At 54.3% G+C, this 20,552-nt stretch carries 9 protein-coding genes; 6 read left to right on the top strand and 3 right to left on the bottom strand.

The window, feature by feature from the left end:
* The first annotated feature begins 196 nt into the window (after nt 1-196).
* The 6 genes from FYC48_RS13320 (at nt 197) to FYC48_RS13295 (ending at nt 16,434) form a co-directional block, all read left to right on the top strand.
* The gene (locus FYC48_RS13320; protein WP_235034240.1) at nt 197-1,114 is read left to right on the top strand and encodes a TIGR03009 domain-containing protein; all 918 of its coding nucleotides are present in this window, start codon (nt 197-199) and stop codon (nt 1,112-1,114) included.
* Between the two features lie 1,183 nt (nt 1,115-2,297).
* Complete coding sequence (locus FYC48_RS13315) at nt 2,298-3,722, top strand: outer membrane beta-barrel protein (RefSeq protein WP_160149505.1); 1,425 nt, start codon at nt 2,298-2,300, stop codon at nt 3,720-3,722.
* A gap of 63 nt (nt 3,723-3,785) precedes the next feature.
* On the top strand, nt 3,786-12,107 hold the full coding sequence (locus FYC48_RS13310; RefSeq protein ID WP_149497203.1) for a cadherin-like domain-containing protein: 8,322 nt from the start codon (nt 3,786-3,788) through the stop codon (nt 12,105-12,107).
* Nucleotides 12,108-12,300: 193 nt separating this feature from the next.
* Nucleotides 12,301-13,755 carry a sensor histidine kinase gene (locus FYC48_RS13305; protein ID WP_149497202.1) on the top strand — a complete coding sequence of 485 codons (1,455 nt, stop codon included), beginning with the start codon at nt 12,301-12,303 and terminating at the stop codon, nt 13,753-13,755.
* A 7-nt stretch (nt 13,756-13,762) separates the two neighbouring features.
* Entirely contained in the window at nt 13,763-14,191 is a 429-nt protein-coding gene (locus tag FYC48_RS13300; protein ID WP_149497201.1) for a response regulator, read from the top strand.
* A 923-nt stretch (nt 14,192-15,114) separates the two neighbouring features.
* On the top strand, nt 15,115-16,434 hold the full coding sequence (locus tag FYC48_RS13295) for a Gfo/Idh/MocA family protein (protein WP_149497200.1): 1,320 nt from the start codon (nt 15,115-15,117) through the stop codon (nt 16,432-16,434).
* 136 nt (nt 16,435-16,570) lie between these two features.
* Here FYC48_RS13295 and FYC48_RS13290 read toward each other — a convergent pair whose 3' ends face one another.
* The 3 genes from FYC48_RS13290 to recR all read right to left on the bottom strand — a co-directional run bounded on the left by FYC48_RS13290 (nt 16,571) and on the right by recR (nt 20,497).
* Complete coding sequence (locus FYC48_RS13290) at nt 16,571-17,968, bottom strand: excinuclease ABC subunit UvrC (RefSeq protein WP_149497199.1); 1,398 nt, start codon at nt 17,966-17,968, stop codon at nt 16,571-16,573.
* A gap of 20 nt (nt 17,969-17,988) precedes the next feature.
* Nucleotides 17,989-19,491: an RNA polymerase factor sigma-54 gene (rpoN, locus tag FYC48_RS13285; RefSeq protein ID WP_441347157.1), complete on the bottom strand. Its 1,503-nt coding sequence runs from the start codon at nt 19,489-19,491 to the stop codon at nt 17,989-17,991.
* Nucleotides 19,492-19,897: 406 nt separating this feature from the next.
* The gene (recR, locus tag FYC48_RS13280) at nt 19,898-20,497 is read right to left on the bottom strand and encodes a recombination mediator RecR (protein ID WP_149497198.1); all 600 of its coding nucleotides are present in this window, start codon (nt 20,495-20,497) and stop codon (nt 19,898-19,900) included.
* Nucleotides 20,498-20,552 lie beyond the last annotated feature (55 nt).

Below are 20,552 nucleotides of genomic sequence, written 5' to 3'. Positions count from 1 at the left end.
ATTCCACAGGAATCGTCCTTGTTGTCCGGTGGCGGACAGACGTTCAAAACGGATGAAACAGCTCTGCGGCGTCGGAATGGTCTTTCTGTTGTCCCGATCAACTTGATACAACGTGGACCTTGGTAGGCCAAACGAAGGGCTTTCCAAATTGATTCCGTAACCAAAGCCTTCAAGGATGGTGCTTTTGGCTATGAAAATGCGAACCACTCGCTGTCAACTTCTATTGCTCGGCGTCCTTTCCGGATTGCTCATCGCGGTTCCCAAGTTGGACGCGCAACAACCCGCCGCCGCGGCCGCAAAACCAGCCGCCCCGGTGCAGCCCTTTCCGCCACTGAACGCACAGCAGCAGCAGCAGCTCGATCGCGTCTTGCTCGCTTGGCAGCAGAAGAGCCAATCGACGAAGACACTTGAATGCAAATTCGAGCGTTGGCACTACGATCTGTTAGCCGCGCCCGCGGGCGTTCACGCACACAAGGCAGAGGGCGTTGTCAAATACGCCAATCCCGACAAAGGATTGTTTCGCGTTGACAACATCATGTTCTACAAAGGCATGAAGGATCAGAAGCCCGAATATGGGCCGACCGCGAACAAGTTCGGTGAGTACTGGATCTGCAACGGAACTCAGTTGATCGAGTATGACCGTGAGCAACAACAGTGCAACCTTCAAGAGTTGCCACCGAACATGCAGGGCACGCAGATTTTTAATAGCCCGTTACCGTTCGTGTTTAACCTGGATGCCAAACAAATTCAGCAACGGTACTGGGTTTGCCTTGGGGAATCACCGAAGCCGAACTCCTTTCTTGTGCAGGCGTTTCCAAAACTGCAAGAGGATCGCGCCCAATACAAAATGGTCCAGGTCGTGCTAAGTGCCGACTATGAACCGGAAGTGATGATCATGTACGCGCCGAACTTTCACCAAAAGCTCGCACCACAGTGGGATCACTATGAGTTCACCGACGTGAAACGAAACGCGATTGGCGCCGGTATTCAGCAATTCATGGGGAACTTCATTCCCAAGCAGCCGCCGGCAAGTTGGAAGATCACAAAGCAAAACTTCTTGCCGCCGCAAATCGCGCAGGGCAACCAGGCACCACAAGGTTCTGCGCCACAGTGACGTTCGGTCGAATTCGAGTTTGGCAGAACTGCCGATCAAGTTGTGGAAGGTCGGTCGGGCGGTACCCGCAACCACCTTCGCACATGCTGCCATAAAATCGTATCCAACGCTTCGATTCGTCGTCCTATCGGCAATCGAATCGGTTCTACCGCGGCGAGTGCATAGTTCCTTTAGATAACTCGGTTGCGAGCCTTCAGCCGAGGAGCTTGATCCTCGGTGGTTGCATCGAAACCTTGGCGAGCACGATTCGGCTCGTTTTGAACTTGAACTAAAGGAAAGCAAAAGTTCCACCGCGCCAGGTGCAACTCTGGATAGGAAGGCGCTTGTTTCGTCAAAGTGCGAATCAAGAAAGATGCCCGTTAATACCGCATGCGTCCATGAGCACTTCGAGATGTTGTTCATGGGCGTTTTGTCTAGCATGTTGAGAGACCAGGCGATCGGTCGGTCGCGATTCGTAATCGCGGCAATCTTCAAGGATCTCTCCCGTTTTTTCTGCGCCGCGCGATTCCTCCTTCATTGCCAATGCTTGGCGTGAGTGAGTTTGTGAACCGATCGCGCTCACCGTCGGCCATTGCGTACGCCACGTTTTTGCGGTGCTGTTTGACGCTTGCACCTTCGACTGGTGGATGTCGAAACGAGGCTCAGTACCGTTCAAGTTGTTGAAGGTGCCCTGAGTGCTTTATTCAGTTTGAAGGTTCAGACGCGAGTCTTCAGGCGACGAGCATCCGCAACATGGTGGCGCGAAAACCTTAGCAAAAGTAATCCGGCTCGTCCCAGATTCGAATCGGATCAAAGCAGAAACGCCGCGACGCAAAGCGTTGGTCTGTTTCCAACACTTCTTATTCTGGAAGTTGAATTTGCGCGGTAAGGTGCAATCTCTCTACACACTGGCGGATTTCCTACATGGTGTGAAGCAACTCCCTCATCATCGCATGTGCAAGTGCTTTGGACCGCATATTGCGGTGTATGTGGGAGTTTGCCCCACGAAGTAATGCACTTGAATCTGCATTTTGGCTCAAGACGATCTTTACTGCAACAACGGCGATTCCTAAATCACACTCTCTTGTGAGGGGACTGCATCCACCTGGTGTGGCGGCCGGCCCTCATTCTGAAGTGATCGTTGTTCGATAGAATTGACTGGAACGCCATGGCCAATAGAGAGACGTTTTGCACACGATGCTTGATGATATTGGTATGTCTGGGAGGTCTGTATTCGGACTGCCGTGGCGACGAAATTGAATTTGGGGAATTGCTAACCGACGGTCTCTGGGCGACAGAATCGACTGTTGATCAGAACTCTTCGCTTTCGCCAAACGAGATCACTGATGTGGTTCAGGAGCACATCACTGATCAATCCGACTCGGCTCGATCAGAAACGGTTGGCGTCGATAAATTCACCATCGAATCATCATCCGCAAATATCGCATCCACGCGGTCGGATCGGAATCGAGCTGCGACAGGTTTTTCCATCAGCGGGTGGGGGACTACGGGATTTACTTGGAATCCGCTAAATCCAGAAAACGGACTAAATCGTCCGGTGCTATTCAATGATCAAGCCAACGAATTTACGCTCGATCAAGCGTATGGCGTTTTGGAATGGGAGTCTGCGAATTGGAATGTAGAAACACGAATTGACTTTCTGCTGGGGAACGATGCTCGGTTTATTGCGGTTCCAGGTCTGGAAAAACATCATGACGGTAGCAACAAATGGTCTTCAGAGAGTCATGAGTTGCAGATCGCGATTCCGCAAGCTTACGTGCTGATTAAAAATAACGGAGGGCTTCCGGTTGAACTAAAGCTTGGGCACTTTCTCGCTCCAGAAAGTTATGAGTCATTCTCATCGCTATCCAATGTATTTTACTCACGTTCATATGCATTTAATTTTGCCACCCCATTCACCTACAGCGGAATCCTCGCAAAGGTTGCATTTTGGGACCGGATTGAGGCATACGCAGGAGTCACCACGGGATGGGATAATTGGCATGCGGGGAGAGGTCGCTGGTCCACTTTGCTTGGTTTGAAGCGAGCCAGTCTCGATAGGTCACGATCCTATTCCGTATTTGCCTCGTTCGGCAGCGATGCGACAAACGTGATCTATCAAGGTGGACACGACTCTGACCGTCGATTGTCAATCCGGGCATCGATCGAACAACGAATTGGTTCTTATTGGAATTATGCGTTCAACGCCATTTACGGTGAACAGGATGAGTCCGTCGTCCGGGTAGATATCCCACAATATACGATCGGATTCGACAAGGCGAATTGGTATGGACTGAGTCAATACCTGATTTGGACTCCTACTCAATGGTCGACCGCAGGCGTACGAATGGAATGGTTTCGTGACGCAGATCAAAGCCGAATCGCAGTGCCAGTCGACTATGTTCCGTTTGGTCCGGTTTTTACCGGTGGAAATTACTTTGCCATCTCCGGCGTGATTAGCCAATGGATCAACAGTTCCATCCGTCTCCGATCGGAGCTCCGCTGGGATATTTCTGACTTCAAAGGCAACGGAAATGTTCCGTCAGGTGATCCTGAAATCCGAGCCTTCGGCGATCGTCATTCCGTCGACCAGTGGTTGCTAAGCGGCGACGTCACTATCCGATTCTAAATCGATTCAAATTCACCTCTCTACACCGCGGCTTCCCGCCCTGCATCCAACTAGGAAGGAAAGATGCCAGTCCATTCTCGTCGACGAAAACGTAGTCTCCGCATCGAAGGTCTAGAGGAACGGCGAGTGCTTGCTGTTAATCCTTACTCACTTGACTTGGATGCCGTGGGGACGGTCGATTTGTTTGCCCCCGATGGCGGCGGTAGCGTGCAGGACTTCTTTGTCGATCATCCGCTAAGTATCGGCGGAATCATCACGTCACGCAATCAACCCGGGACGAACAACCGACCACCTAATGTTGGTGCAGTAAGTTTTGCCTCAAACGAAGGAGAGGTCTTGAACGAGGCGGCGCCAGGACTGCTACAGAATGCGAGCGACCCGGAAGGGACGCCCGTACGAGTTTCGGCGATCGCAAGTCAATCGGCCTTCGGTGCGACACTGTTCGGGAACGCCGATGGAAGCTTCACTTACGATTCGTCGACTAGCGTACTACTCAAGCAACTCAAGCCAGGGCAGACGTCTGTCGACACGTTCGAATTCGTTGTCGAAGATGCAGACGGAGGACAGACCGTTTCGAGCGCATCGGTGACCGTTAGCGGTAAAAACACAGCCCCGGCACTGTCGAACAACGGTGGTGGAACGGTGTCGGAAGGAGCGAACAGTGCGATCACACCTCAACAGCTTCGCTTTACAGATCCGGATGATGCACCGAACGAATTAACGTTTACAGTGCTAGTCGCTCCGTCCCACGGTGCATTGAAGTTCAGTGACGACTTGGCAACAACAATTCACTCATTTACCCAGCAAGACATCGACGTGGGACGAGTCCTCTACGTTCACAATGGAGATGAATCGGGGGCAGATTCGTTTCAATTTCAGTTGGCCGACGGGAACGAAGACGGCGTTACACCCACAACGGGGACGTTTAGTTTTACCGTGACCGCAGTTGATGACGCCCCGAGTAATTCGGGAAGCTTACCCGCGTCAGCAACATTCAACGAAGATGAGAGTGGTGCGCTCGACTTGAGCAGCGTTTCATTCTCCGACGCAGATGGAGGGAGTTCGACGATCGTTCTTGATGCGGACGAAGGTAAATTCCAGGCAACAGACGGAGGCGGAGTGACAGTTTCCGGGGCGGACACGAATCAGATTCGATTGACCGGATCAAGTTCTGACTTAAACACGTTCCTTGCCAATCCGAACGCAATCACCTATACGCCCCCGATCAATGCAACTGGAGCGTCAGCTGATACGGTTACGATGACAAGCCAATCGGACGATGAAAGTCGTGTTCTTGGTAGCTTCGATGTCAATATCACCGACGTAGCCGATCCTCCTAGCAACAGCGGAACGTTGCCATCGGATATCACGGTGACCGAAGATGCGGCCAGTAACGTCGATCTGAGCGGCGTGACGCTTGCCGATCCTGATGGTGATTCGTTGACGTTAACGCTGACCGCCAGCGGCGGCGTGTTGGCGGCTTCATCGGGTGGCGGTGTGACTACGGGAGGCAGCGGCACGGGAACCCTGACACTGAGCGGTTCACCGAGCGACCTGAACACGTTCCTTGATACGCCGACAAATATTCAGTACACGGGGCCGAGCAACGTTTCAGGCGATGATGCGGAGACCATTGCGGTAAGCGTCAACGATGGTGGAGCCCCGGTCGGACTTGGCACAATCAACGTTGACATTACGAATGTTGCCGACCCTCCTAGCAACAGCGGTTCGCTGCCATCGGACATCACGGTGACCGAAGATGCGGCCAGTAACGTTGATCTGAGCGGCGTAACGCTGACCGATCCGGATGGTGATTCGTTGACGCTTACGCTGACCGCCAGCGGCGGCGTATTGGCTGCGTCATCGGGTGGCGGCGTGACTGCCGGAGGCAGCGGCACGGGAACCCTGACACTGAGCGGTTCACCGAGCGACCTGAACACGTTCCTTGATACGCCGACAAATATTCAGTACACGGGGCCGAGCAATGTGTCGGGGGATGATGCGGAGACCATTGCGGTAAGCGTCAACGATGGTGGGGCCCCGGTCGGGCTTGGCACAATTAACGTTGATATCACCAACGTTGCCGACCCGCCTAGCAACAGCGGAACGTTGCCATCGGATATCACGGTGACCGAAGATGCGGCCAGCGACGTTGATTTAAGCGGCGTGACACTGACCGATCCTGATGGTGATTCGTTGACGTTAACGCTGACCGCCAGCGGCGGCGTATTGGCTGCGTCATCGGGTGGCGGCGTGACTGCCGGAGGCAGCGGCACGGGAACCCTGACACTGAGCGGTTCACCGAGCGACCTGAACACGTTCCTTGATACGCCGACAAATATTCAGTACATGGGGCCGAGCAATGTGTCGGGCGATAATGCGGAGACCATTGCGGTAAGCGTCAACGATGGTGGGGCCCCGGTGGGACTTGGCTCAGTCAACGTTGACATTACGAATGTTGCCGACCCGCCAAGTAATACTGGAACGTTGCCATCGGACATCACGGTGACCGAAGATGCGGCCAGCGACGTTGATTTAAGCGGCGTGACGCTGACCGATCCTGACGGTGATTCGTTGACGCTTACGCTGACCGCCAGCGGCGGCGTATTGGCAGCGTCATCGAGCGGCGGCGTGACTGCCGGAGGAAGTGGGACCGGAACCCTGACACTTTCAGGCTCGGCGTCAAACTTAAATGCATTTCTTGATACGTCATCGAATGTCCAATATACGGGCCCGAACAACGTTTCAGGGGATGATGCGGAGACCATTGCGGTAAGCGTCAACGATGGTGGGGTCCCGGTCGGGCTTGGCACAATCAACGTTGACATTACGAATGTTGCCGACCCGCCTAGCAACAGCGGTTCGTTGCCATCGGACATCACGGTGACCGAAGATGCGGCCAGCGACGTTGATTTAAGTGGCGTGACGCTGACCGATCCTGATGGTGATTCGTTGACGTTAACGCTGACCGCCAGCGGCGGCGTATTGGCGGCCTCATCAGGTGGAGGCGTAACCGTCGGAGGCAGCGGCACGGGAACGCTGACACTGAGCGGTTCGCCGAGCGACCTGAACACATTCCTTGATACAACGACGAACATTCAGTACACGGGGCCGAGCAATGTGTCGGGGGATGATGCGGAGACCATTGCGGTAAGCATCAATGATGGCGGAGCTCCAGTTGGACTCGGGACAATCAACGTTGATATCACCAACGTCGCCGATCCGCCTGGTAACAGCGGATCCTTGCCTTCGGATATTGTTGCAACCAAGAATACTCCCAGTAACGTACCGTTGGGAAGTGTGGAGCTGTTTGATGCTGATGGTGATCCGCTTACTCTAGACTTGGTGGTTAGCAGTGGAACACTTAACGCTTCGTCGGGAGGTGGGGTGACTGTAAGTGGAGCGGGATCTGCTACGATTCAACTTGCTGGTACAATTGGCGATCTCAATGCTTTCCTGAATACAGTCACCAATATCCAATATACCGGGGCGACCGATGTCACTGGAGACAATGTTGCAACGATGACGGTCTCCGTCGGAGATGGAAACTCCACGATTGGGTTGGGAGTGGTGAATATCGATGTCGTTGACGGTTCAGATCCACCTAGCAATAGCGGAACGCTACCATCGCAAATCACCGTCATTGAAGAGACTGCAAGTGATGTCGACTTTAGTGCGGTGACTCTGACGGATCCCAATGGAGACAACTTGACGCTGACATTGACCGCTAGCGCTGGAATCCTGACGGCGGCGTCGGTGGGAGGGGTGACAGCCGGGGGAAGTGGGACAGGCGTTCTCACTCTTAGTGGATCCCCCGCGAGTCTAAACACTTATCTTGATACAACTAGCAACATCCACTACATCGGCCCCATCGATGTAGTGGGAGATGATGTCGCTACAATTAGCGTCACGGTCGATGATGGTGCAGCTCCTGTGAGCCTAGGAAGTGTCAACATTGACATTACGAACGTTGCTGATCCGCCTAGCAACAGTGGGACGTTGCCATCGGATATAACGGTGACCGAAGATGCGGCCAGCGACGTTGATTTAAGCGGCGTGACGCTGACCGATCCTGACGGTGATTCGTTGACGCTTACGCTGACTGCCAGCGGCGGCGTATTGGCAGCGTCATCGAGCGGCGGCGTGACTGCCGGAGGAAGTGGGACCGGAACCCTGACACTTTCAGGCTCGGCGTCAAACTTAAATGCATTTCTTGATACGTCATCGAATGTCCAATATACGGGCCCAAGCAACGTTTCAGGGGATGATGCGGAGACCATTGCGGTAAGCGTCAGCGATGGTGGAGCCCCGGTCGGGCTTGGCACAATCAACGTTGACATTACGAATGTTGCCGACCCGCCTAGCAACAGCGGTTCGCTGCCATCGGACATCACGGTGACCGAAGATGCGGCCAGCAACGTTGATCTGAGCGGCGTGACGCTTGCCGATCCTGATGGTGATTCGTTAACGCTAACACTCACCGCCAGCGGCGGCGTATTGGCTGCGTCATCGGGTGGCGGTGTGACTGCCGGAGGAAGTGGGACCGGAACTCTGACACTTTCAGGATCTTCGTCAAACTTAAATGCATTTCTTGATACGTCATCGAATGTCCAATATACGGGCCCGAACAACGTTTCGGGGGATGATGCGGAGACCATTGCGGTAAGCGTCAACGATGGTGGGGCCCCGGTCGGACTTGGCACAATCAACGTTGACATTACGAATGTTGCCGACCCGCCTAGCAACAGCGGTTCGCTGCCATCGGATATTACGGTGACCGAAGATGCGGCCAGCAATGTTGATTTAAGCGGCGTGACGCTTGCCGATCCTGATGGTGATTCGTTAACGCTAGCACTCACCGCCAGCGGCGGAGTTTTGGCGGCATCTTCAGGTGGCGGTGTGACTGCCGGAGGAAGTGGCACGGGAACCCTGACACTAAGCGGTTCGCCGAGCGACCTGAACACGTTCCTCGATACAACCACGAATATTCAGTACACGGGGCTGAGTGATGTTTTCGGTGATGACGCGGCAACGGTCGCTGTATCGGTCAACGATGGCGGAGCCCCGGTGGGGCTTGGCACAATCAACGTTGACATTACGAATGTTGCCGACCCTCCTAGCAACAGCGGTTCGCTGCCATCGGACATCACGGTAACCGAAGATGCGGCCAGCAACGTTGATCTGAGCGGCGTGACGCTTGCCGATCCTGATGGTGATTCGTTAACGCTAACACTCACCGCCAGCGGCGGCGCATTGGCTGCGTCATCGGGTGGCGGCGTGACTGCCGGAGGAAGTGGGACCGGAACTCTGACACTTTCAGGCTCGGCGTCAAACTTAAATGCATTTCTTGATACGTCATCGAATGTCCAATATACGGGCCCGAACAACGTTTCGGGGGATGATGCGGAGACCATTGCGGTAAGCGTCAATGATGGCGGAGCTCCGGTTGGACTCGGGACAATTAACGTTGATATCACCAACGTTGCCGACCCGCCTAGCAACAGTGGAACGTTGCCATCGGACATCACTGTGACCGAAGATGCGGCCAGCAACATTGATTTAAGCGGCGTAACGCTCGCCGATCCTGATGGTGATTCGTTGACGTTAACGCTGACCGCCAGCGGCGGCGTATTGGCGGCTTCATCGGGTGGCGGCGTGACTGCCGGAGGAAGCGGCACGGGAACGCTGACACTGAGCGGTTCGCCGAGCGACTTGAACACATTCCTTGATACAACGACGAACATTCAGTACACGGGGCCAAGCAACGTTTTCGGTGATGACGCGGCAACGGTCGCTGTATCGGTCAACGATGGTGGGGCCCCGGTCGGGCTTGGCACAATCAACGTTGACATCACGAATGTTGGCGACCCGCCTAGCAACAGTGGAACGTTGCCATCGGACATCACGGTGACCGAAGATGCGGCCAGCAACGTTGATCTGAGCGGCGTGACGCTTGCCGATCCTGATGGTGATTCGTTGACGTTAACGTTGACCGCCAGCGGCGGCGCATTGGCTGCGTCTTCGGGTGGCGGCGTGACTGCCGGAGGTAGCGGTACGGGAACTTTGACACTAAGCGGTTCGCCGAGCGACCTGAACACGTTCCTCGATACAACCACGAATATTCAGTACACGGGGCCAAGCAACGTTTTCGGTGATGACGCGGCAACGGTCGCTGTATCGGTCAACGATGGTGGGGCCCCGGTCGGACTTGGCACAATCAACGTTGACATTACGAATGTTGCCGACCCGCCTAGCAACAGCGGTTCGCTGCCATCGGACATCACGGTGACCGAAGATGCGGCCAGCAACGTTGATTTAAGCGGCGTGACGCTTGCCGATCCTGATGGTGATTCGTTGACGTTAACGTTGACCGCCAGCGGCGGCGCATTGGCTGCGTCATCGAGCGGCGGCGTGACTGCCGGAGGAAGCGGCACGGGAACGCTGACACTGAGCGGTTCGCCGAGCGACTTGAACACATTCCTTGATACAACGACGAACATTCAGTACACGGGGCCAAGCAACGTTTTCGGTGATGACGCGGCAACGGTCGCTGTTTCGGTCAACGATGGTGGGGCCCCGGTGGGGCTTGGCACAATCAACGTTGACATTACGAATGTTGCCGACCCGCCTAGCAACAGCGGTTCGCTGCCATCGGACATCACGGTGACCGAAGATGCGGCCAGCAACGTTGATTTAAGCGGCGTGACGCTTGCCGATCCTGATGGTGATTCGTTGACGTTAACGTTGACCGCCAGCGGCGGCGCATTGGCTGCGTCTTCGGGTGGCGGCGTGACTGCCGGAGGTAGCGGTACGGGAACCCTGACACTAAGCGGTTCGCCGACCGACCTGAACACGTTCCTCGATACAACCACGAATATTCAGTACACGGGGCTGAGTGATGTTTTCGGTGATGACGCGGCAACGGTCGCTGTATCGGTCAACGATGGTGGGGCCCCGGTCGGGCTTGGCACAATCAACGTTGACATTACGAATGTTGCCGACCCGCCAAGTAATACTGGATCTTTGCCATCGGACCTTGCCGTTACCGAAGATGTAGCCAGCAACGTAGATCTCAGTGCCGTGACGCTGACCGACCCAGACGGCGATTCATTGACGTTAACGCTGACAGCCAGTAGTGGCATCTTAGCGGCGTCCTCTGGTGCAGGCGTGACCGTCGGTGGCAGCGGCTCTGATACACTGACTCTTGCGGGGGCCCCCGCTGATCTAAATGGGTTTCTTGGGGTTGCTACAAACATTCTTTTCACCGGGCCAACGAACCTTGCTGGTGACGATGCCGCAACATTGAGCGTATCAGTGAATGATGGTGGTGGACCCATCGTGCTCGGGACTCTGAATCTTGACATCAGTGCCGTCAATGATGACCCTGTGAACGTTGGCGTATTCCCTTCCAACCTATCGATCGTCGAAGATTTGACGTCGAATTTGGATTTGAGTTCGATCACGATTCTTGATGCGGATGTCGGTGGAGGGCTGTTGCGAGTCACGTTGACTTCGACCAACGGAACCCTTACATCGCTTAGCAGTGGTGGCGTCACAGTCGGTGGCTCAGGGACAAATGTTCTGACACTGTTGGGAACTCTCGCAGATTTGAATGCTTTCCTCGATGTGACGTCCAATATTCAGTTACTCGGAGACTTGAATCTGGCCGGCGATGACGCCGATGTATTGAGTGTCGTCGTGAATGATTTAGGAAATACCGGATCAGGCGGCGGATCGGACATTTCGTTAGGGAATATCAACATCGACATTGCGGCCGTTAATGACGATCCGACCAATGTTGGCAGTCTTCCGCTCGATCTATCACTGGTCACCGGGCTGCTAGGTGGGATTGACCTTTCGTCGCTGGAAATCGCCGACGTAGATGTCGCAAACGGGTTGCTAGCCGTGACGCTCTCTGCGGTGGCGAGCGATCTATTTGCTTCCGATAGTGGCGGGGTAACCGTGGGAGGCAGCGGTAGTGATACGTTGACACTGACCGGTACGCTCGCCAATTTGAATGCCTACCTTGATGTCACAACGAATCTCGGACTATTTCCCGGATTGGGGCTTCTCGGCGAAGATGTGGATCTTTTGACGGTAACGGTGAACGACGGCGGACAGTCCGGTTCTGGCGGAGGCACCGATGTGGTGCTCGGACTAATCAACATCGATGTACTACCGGTAGCCGCTCCTTTGGTATCGATCGCATCGGAAGAGGAATTAAACATTCCTGTTGTACTCGATAATCCGGCCTTGCCTGATCATGAAGCACCGCTCGAAAGGAATCGATCGATTACTGGTGGGCTCGAGCCCGACAATGTCGATGAGTTATTCGGACGCTTCGGACCATGGAATGATCGAGAGTTTGTTCCGACGCTATTCTAGTCAGATCTCGATTGTCGGACCGCTGGTGGGCAAAACACTGGATTCTAAGCAAAATAGATGCAGGGTTAATCCGAACATCAAAGATTGACGGGCTACTTGTCACTGACAAACCCATCTGCGATGAACATGGGCTAATAATGGCGCCCGTTTGCCGCTCAGCTTTGGAGGACAACACACGTGGTTGCAAGAATAGATGGATGATCACAACCGGTTTGTGATTGATGCGGAGTTCAGTCCGGTTCCGCTGTTGCTGGTGGCAGCCGATGGCGTGATCGAAAAATCAAATCGCAGGCTTGACGAGTTGTTCGGCTACGAACGCGGCGAGCTTCACGGGCAGCAATTAGAAATCTTGGTGCCTAGAAATGTGCGTCGCTACCACGAGGAGCTTAGAAACGCGTTCTTCGAGATCCCCACCAGTCGTCAGATGGGAGCCGGACGCGATCTATTTGGAGTTCACAAGGACGGATCACTGGTCCCCGTCGAAATCGGGCTCGATCATCTGACGATGAACCACCGCCCGATGGTGCTCGCGACAGTCCTTGATATCCGAGAGCGGAAGAGTCGTGAGGCATTTATCAGTCGAGCACTCAACGCCGCATCGAGCGCGATGATCCAAGTCAACGAGAAGGGGATCATCGAGCTTACAAACCATCGCGCCGGGACGATGTTTCGCTATCAACCGGATCAACTTCTGGGGATGTCAATCGAGTTGTTGGTCCCAGAGCGTTATCGTCGCAAGCATCCCGTGTATCGAACGGGCTATCTTTCCGACCACAGTTCACGCGGCATGGGGGTCGGGCGAGATTTGTACGGCTTGCGGAGTGACGGGAGCGAATTTCCCGTGGAGATTACCTTGACCCCGATCCACTTGCCTGGCGGTCATTCGACGATGGCAACCGTGCTTGATATCACCGATCGAAAGGCTCGAGAAGATCGGATTCGAGACAGCCATGCGCAGCTAAAGCAACTTAACGAAGAGCTCGCCCAATTTGCCTACAGCGCTTCGCATGACTTGAAGTCGCCACTCACGTCGGTTCTCGGGCTGCTTCATTTGTGTCAAGTTGATATCGAAAGCGACGCGCTACACGAAGTTCGCCATAATTTGGACAAGTGTGTTGATTTGGTACAATTGCTAGCGGACAGGATTGAAAATACACTGCAACTCGCACAAGCCGATTCGGTGGCAGCCGAGTGGACTGAATTGGACGTTGAGTCTCATCTGCCCTCGATTTGGGCGGACCTTCGGCCCGCGTCAGTTCGCTTAGAAACCCAGTGGGGACATTCGAAACCGGTACACACGGTGCCAGCTCGGTTTACAACGATTGTCGAGAACCTGCTTTCCAATGCGATTAAATTTCGGGATACCGGTCAGTCCGCTCCCTTCGTGAGGGTCATTACGGAGCAGATGCCGGGAGAATTTCGGTTGAAAGTGGTCGATAATGGCATTGGAATTGCTGCGGAGCATTTTGACAGGGTTTTTAAACCATTCGAGCGTGTCGCAGAAAGTATGATTGCGGGGAGCGGTCTGGGCTTGGCGATCTCTTTAAAAAACGCCCAGCAGCTCGATGGAACCTTGGAGGTCAAATGCGAAAATGGAGTGACCATTTTTACCCTGACCCTTCCTCAACCAGAAACAAGTTTTCAATAGGCCAACTATGGCAATTCCGATCGTTGTGGTCGATGACAGCGAACATGATCGATACCTCGCCAAACGCGTCATTGAGATGCTCGATTATGACATCGACGTTGTGGAGTTTCGTGCGGGCGATCATTTTCTGGAAAAGTTCACCGATGCGAAGTCTCGGGAGATTGAAATTGGCACAACACCGCCGCCAATTCTCGTACTCCTCGACATCAACATGCCGCGTCTGGATGGGTTCGACGTCTTATCAGCAATCAAAGATCACTTCGGTGCTGAATCGAATCGGGAAGTGATCGTGAGCATGTACACGTCGTCCAGTTTCGAAGACGATGTGGAACGAGCCCATGGTTATGATTTTGTCAAAGACTATGTCATCAAGCCGCTCTCAAAGTCGGACGCGCAACGCTTAGTTGACAAGCACTGTTTGAACATCAGCGGCTAAAGCTCCTGCTCCGTCGAGACCAAATGGTCGTGTTTGGCTCATCAGCCAACGGTTGTTTGCCCCGGGGGGATCGCGCCGAAGCTGTTGCGAACGCTCTGCGGCTAACCCTAATTTCAATGATTAACGAAGCACTCGTTGCCTTCGCTATATCGATGGCATGGCAAAGAAAAAACCCCAGTGAGCCTCAATCCAGAGACCCACTGGGGTTTTAATAAGAGCCGACATCCGAGTCGAAATAAATTCCATCTCAATTCGATCGCATCATGCGACTCAATAGCGAATGCATCTTGCATCCGCTGCCCCATTGTGATCAACCGCTTGGCCAAAAGGCGCCGAATCTGAATCCCAGATCGTGGCGGGTTGCCCCGCCAAACGGTTGAATACGCAGAGTCTATGCCCTGGTCGCAAAACCTCCAACACCAGTTTCACGACGGGGATTTAGACGTGCAATTTGCCAGCAAAGTTTTGGTCGTTTTTGGCTGAGCGTTCTGAACGGATTCGCGCCTACAGCTCTTCGACTGGCGTTTCAGCGGCCCAAAGTCATCCGAAACGGTCAGGAATTTTTTTTGTAAAATCGCTGCTGCTCGCAACATTATCCGACGATTATCAGCTCCGCTCGCGTTTTATCGAGACGGCTTACTCCATTTTGTATTGAGCTTCCGCCGAGCAACCACGGGGGCGGCGGCGTTGTTAGACTATGGCGCTATCTCACCTGCTGCTTTGTCGAAACGCGATATTGGATTCGGTTGCTCAGCCGACGGACGTTCAAGCTGGTTGTCATTACAAATTAGCAAAGTACGTCACGCCCTTGATTGGGAACAATGTTTCGACGGAGAACCGATCCGAAAACGGATGGCTTGGGCTCACGTATTACGGATCAGTTCAAGGCCCCACTGTTATCCCACCTTCAAGGATTTACCCTGATGAAGCGCCGTCGTTTCTTAGTCAGTGCCGCCGCGACCGTGGCAGCTCCTGCGATTGTTCGTGGCCAGAATCTCAATTCAAGAGTGCAGATCGCCGGCATTGGGTGCGATGGTAAAGGCTACTCGGACCTTAGCGAAATGCACGGCCATCAGAAGACGAAATTGGTGGCGTTTTGTGATGTGGATCTTGCGCGAACGCAGCGGATTGCAAAGCTCAGTCCCGACGCACCCGTGTTCCAAGATTTTCGTGAGATGCTCGCCAAGCAAGGGGAGAAAATTGATGCCGTTACGGTTTCAACACCCGATCATATGCACGCGTTCATCGGGATCGAAGCGATGCGTCAGGGCAAGCATTGCTATTGCCAAAAACCACTCACGCATAACGTTTGGGAAGCACGACAGATGAGCATGTTGGCCAAGCAAAGTGGCTTGATCACGCGGCTTGGCAATCAGATCCATTCGCATCAATTTTACCGTACCGCCGCACATGCGGTTCAAAATGGTGCGATCGGCAAGGTAAACGAAGTTCACAGTTGGTGTTCGGCGACAGGGCACGGAAAGTCATTCCACATCGATCGCCCGAAGACGAACGCGGCGATCCCGAGCACGCTCGACTGGGACAAATGGCTCGGGGTTGCCCAGGAACGCCCGTTCGGCGAATGGAAGGTCTATCATCCATGGGGCTGGCGAGACTGGCAGGATTTTGGCAACGGGGCTCTCGGCGATTTCGGATGCCATATTCTTGATCCAGTTTTCACGGCCCTGAATATCAAGAAGGCTCCGACAAGCATCACTGCCGATCACAGCGGTATGAACGAAGAAGTTTGGCCGGCCCAAAACACCGTTCGGTATGTATTTCCCGGAAATGAGATGACCGTCGGGAACACTCTTAATGTCACTTGGTACGACGGTGGTCGGCAACCGAGCCATCGTGGCACCGGCTTTCCCTCCGACCACGCGTTTCCCAAAAGTGGCTCGATATTGATCGGCGAAAAAGCAACGATGGTCATCCCACACGTCGGCGCGTGTTATCTAAGCAACGCGGCGTCGTTACAAGAGCTCCCCGGTCAGAATCATTACCACGGCTGGGTCGACGGGATATTGTCCGGCGAACAACCATCGGATGGATTTGAATATGGCGGGCCGCTAACCGAAGCTGTCTTATTAGGAAACGTTGCCGTTCGGTTTCGCGGTCAAGCGTTGCAATGGGATGGGCAAGCGATGGAGTTCCCAAACCATCCGGATGCCAATCGGTATCTGAAACGCGATTATCGCGCCGGCTGGGAAATTACACCCGTCGCGCCGACCGTGGCTGGGTAGCGTGTTGTCAGTTTCCGGTGATAGATTGCGGAAACTCGTTGAGGGGCTTTCGATTTAACTTTCATCGCTTCGGCGGCTCTCGCGTCGCCAGCACTGTGTCTGATCTGAGGCATCGGACGTCGATCGCAATGACGTCCTATCGCTGAAACGTTGACTTATTTCGGAGCATGTGGTGGTAGTGTTGTGCGAATCGGTGCGACTCGTCTCGGACGTACTGCAGTAATCTCAAGGCGAACGAATTCTTGCTCAACCGCAACGGCTCGCTGATACCGGGGCGAAAAATTTCCTCTTCACGCTTGGCAAGCGAGATGACGGTCGGTGGCGTGATCTCCTGGTCGCGGAAAGCGGCCATCGCCGAATTCAATTGGCCTTTCCCGCCATCGATGAGAAGTATGTCGGGGAATGCTTCGCTTTCATCGGATAGGCGTCGGAATCGGCGCGAGACAACTTCGTACATGCTGCGAAAATCATCGATGCCATCGACGTCTTTAATCTTGAACCGTCGATAGCCGGGTTTGAACGGCAATCCATCGATGAACTGAACGAGGCTGGCGACTGTTTCGCCGCCGCCAAGGTGGGCGATATCCATTCCTTCGATCACGCGTGGTGTTTCGCTAAGGCCCAGGACTTTGCGCAAACCGGCGAGACCTTTCTTGGGATCGATGTAAAACACTTCTGGCTGAGCGTGGGTGTCAAGTTCACCGCGTTCCTCTAATCGTTCGAGCATCTTCAGCTCGTCGCGTAAGACCGCCGCTCTTTCAAAATCAAGTTGTTTGCTGGCGGCCATCATCTCGTCGCGCATTTCTTTAAGCAGTCGTTTCTTACCGCCATCGAGAAACGTTTGCAGTCGCTTGATATCGCGACGATATTCGTCCTTGCTAATTCTTAAATTGCATGGAGCGGTGCACTGATTGATACTGGCCAGCAAGCATGGACGAAACCATTTCCACTGCTCGTCAGCTTCGGCGATGTCAAGTGAACAAGTGCGGAATTTGAAGATCCGCTGTAAGACTTGGATCGCACCACGGAGTGCACCGGCGCTTGGGAACGGGCCATAAAGCTTGACGCCTTTCGCTTTCGGTTCCCGTGTGACCTCGACACGCGGAAAATCCTCGCGCGTGGTGATCATGAGATACGGGAATGTCTTGTCGTCTTTGAGTTCTTTGTTGTTCTTCGGCTGGATGTCTTTGATCAGCCGAGACTCCATCAGCAGCGCGTCGACTTCGCTGTCACAGTCCATGAAGTCAATGTCGGCGATGTCACCGATCCAACCTGCGGTGCGAGCGTCTTCTGCGGCAGCCTTGAGAAAGTAGCTGCCGGCTCGGCTGCGTAGGTTCTTCGCCTTGCCGACATAGATCACGCGTCCGGCGATGTCCTTCATCAGGTACACGCCGGGTGTTTGAGGGAATGTTTTGACCTTCACCGCGGCGTGGGCAAAACCGAGCGGTTCGGATTGGCCGCCGTTCGCGGCGGCTGTCGTTTCCTCCGAAGGCACAGAATTGCTCTCTTTTCCGTCCTTCCGTTTTTCATCCATCGACATTCAATCCGTTCGTATTACTTTTTCGCCAGTGACCAATCCTTCCGTTGGCGACTACTGGGGATACCCATTCGCTTTCGGTATTTAGTGACCGTTCGTCGTGCCACGGTCATGCCCTCTTCGGCAAGTTTTTTGACCAGGCTCTCGTCGCTCAGCGGATCGCTTTTATCTTCGTTGTCAATGAGCTCTTGCAGTTTAAGCCGAATGGTATCCCAGGCAACATCTTCACCGTCTTCGGTTTGAGTGCCGCCGACGAATAGGCGATGCAAGGGGATGATCCCGCGGGGCGTTTGCATCCATTTGTCATTGACCGCCCGACTAACCGTCGTCACGTGGACGCCTACCTTCTCGGCGATTTGCTGCATCTTTAGCGGCTCGATCGCCTCGGGGCCATCTTCGAAGAACTTCTTTTGGTGTTCGACGATCGCTTCGGCAACTTTTGTGAGCGTGCTACGTCGTTGTTCGATTGATTCGATCAGCCATTGGGCGCCGTTAATTTTTCGTTTGATGTACTCGCGTTCTTCGTTGCTACACGTTGGGTCTTGCAACCGACGTCGGTAGTACTCGCTAATTCGCAGCATCGGAACGCGATCGTCATCCAAGCGAATTTTGTAGTCGCCGTTGTCATCCTGTTCGAGAATGATATCGGGCGTCACGTTGGGCACATATGTTTCCATGAACGCCGCGCCTGGTTTTGGATTCAGCACTTGCAGTTCTTCGCGGACGGTTTGGATCAGGTCAATCGAATACCCCGTCGCCTTCTGGATCTGTGGTAAGCGGTTGGCGGCCAAGTCCTCAAGGTGCTCGCCGATTAGCTTTTGCATTTCTTCGAAGTGTTCGAATTCAGGGCGAAGCTGCATGAGAAGGCATTCGCTCAAGCTGCGCGCTGCAATTCCTACCGGTTCGAGCGATTGGACAACTCGCAAGGCTTCTTCGGCGACGGCAAATTGTTCGGCGGAGTGATCGCTGGGCAACAGGTCGGCCAGCGGCGTTCGCAAGTAACCGCCGTCGCGGGCATCGAGGGTGCTGATGATCCGCTCGGCAACCCGTTCGACTTCGTCGTCGATATCTAATTCGGCGAGTTGATGCAGCAAAAAATCGTTCAATGATTCGGGGCGCGACTGGGCGTTTGCCATCATGTCGTGCCGCCGGTCCGCTTCTTCTTGCATGCGGTTGGACGAGCGCCGAAACGAATCGTCAAACGTGCTCGGCAGTTCCGACACCATGTTTTGCAAACGCTCGAAGTCTTCGGAATTGTCACCGCTATCGCGGACCACCAATTCCTTTTCGTCTTCACTTCGGTTGTCGCGGGGATTGATGTCATCGACGTCGTCGACGCCCATCGTGTCCCCTTCCTGTTGCTCCAGCAACGGATTCTCGTTCATTTCCTGTTCGATGCGTTCTTGAAGCGCCAGCATCGGCAACTGCAAGATCTCCATCGACTGGATCATCCGTGGAGCCAGCTTTTGAGTTTGCACCAATCGGGCCTGAAGGCCCATCGACATTCGCATTCCGCTCATGAATTTATGTCTTTGCGTGGAGGGATGCGCCCTCGCCTAAGTCCTGTAGTCAAAACCATGGGCGAGCTTGGCGTCCGCCGAGTCACTTCCATGATATCCGTTTTTCGCGAGTTGGCGAGCATATCTTGTGCCAAACTTTCGCCGATTTCGGCAAGTTCAATTGAAAAAGTCCTGCGAAGCGGACAATCACGTCGTTCACGCACCCGATCGTGCCTCAATGCCCCGAATTTACCTAAGTGTCGCGACATTATCGGTCGCAGTGACATGAGTGGGACTTCCGAGGGGAACGTTGAAGTCACGCTGTAATTTCGAATTCAGGGAACGCTTGAACTCTGGAAGCAGCCACGACGCGCCGCGAGCGGGAAATGTTCGATCGCGGGAAAACCCCTCGTCCGCCCCAGTCGGATTACAGTTTCTGCCGGCCGGAGAGCGCGTCGGCGATCATTTCGCGATTGGCGTATTCGAGCACGCTGCCGGCGGTGATCCCCCGTGCCAGACGCGTCATCTGGACAGGATATTCGCTAAGCTGGTTGCTGATATAGAGTGCCGTGCCGTCGCCCTCAACCGTGGGGTTGGTTGCCATGATGACTTCGGAGAAGTTGCCTTCGCGCACGCGATCGACCAGGGCGTCGATCGTCAACTGATCAGGGCCGATTCCGTCGAGTGGTGCGATCCGGCCGAGTAAAACGTGGTACAAGCCGTTGTAAGCTTTGGATTGTTCCAGGCTCATCAGGTCACGTGGCTGTTCGACGATGCAAAGTCGACTTTGGTCGCGGCTGTCGTCGCGACAGATCGAGCAGAGTTCTTGTTCGCAAAGATTGAAGCACATCGAGCAATAGCGCACGTCGCTACGAATCCGCCGGATCGCGTCTGACAATGCAAGTGCTTCGTCTTCGGGGACGCGCAATAGATGGAACGCCAATCGTTCGGCGCTTTTGCGCCCGATTCCTGGCAGTCGGCCGAGGAGGTCGACGAGTTGTGAAACGGCGCCTTCGTGTTTGTTCACGCGAACCAGTCGGGGCTAGGCGGAGAAGCGGTTGATGGATGGGGGGCGGCGACGT

This window comes from Roseiconus lacunae (assembly GCF_008312935.1).
In the GTDB taxonomy this organism is placed as follows: domain Bacteria; phylum Planctomycetota; class Planctomycetia; order Pirellulales; family Pirellulaceae; genus Stieleria; species Stieleria lacunae.
The sequence above is the reverse complement of the archived record's forward strand: the minus strand, read 5'-3'. Positions and strand labels throughout refer to the sequence as shown.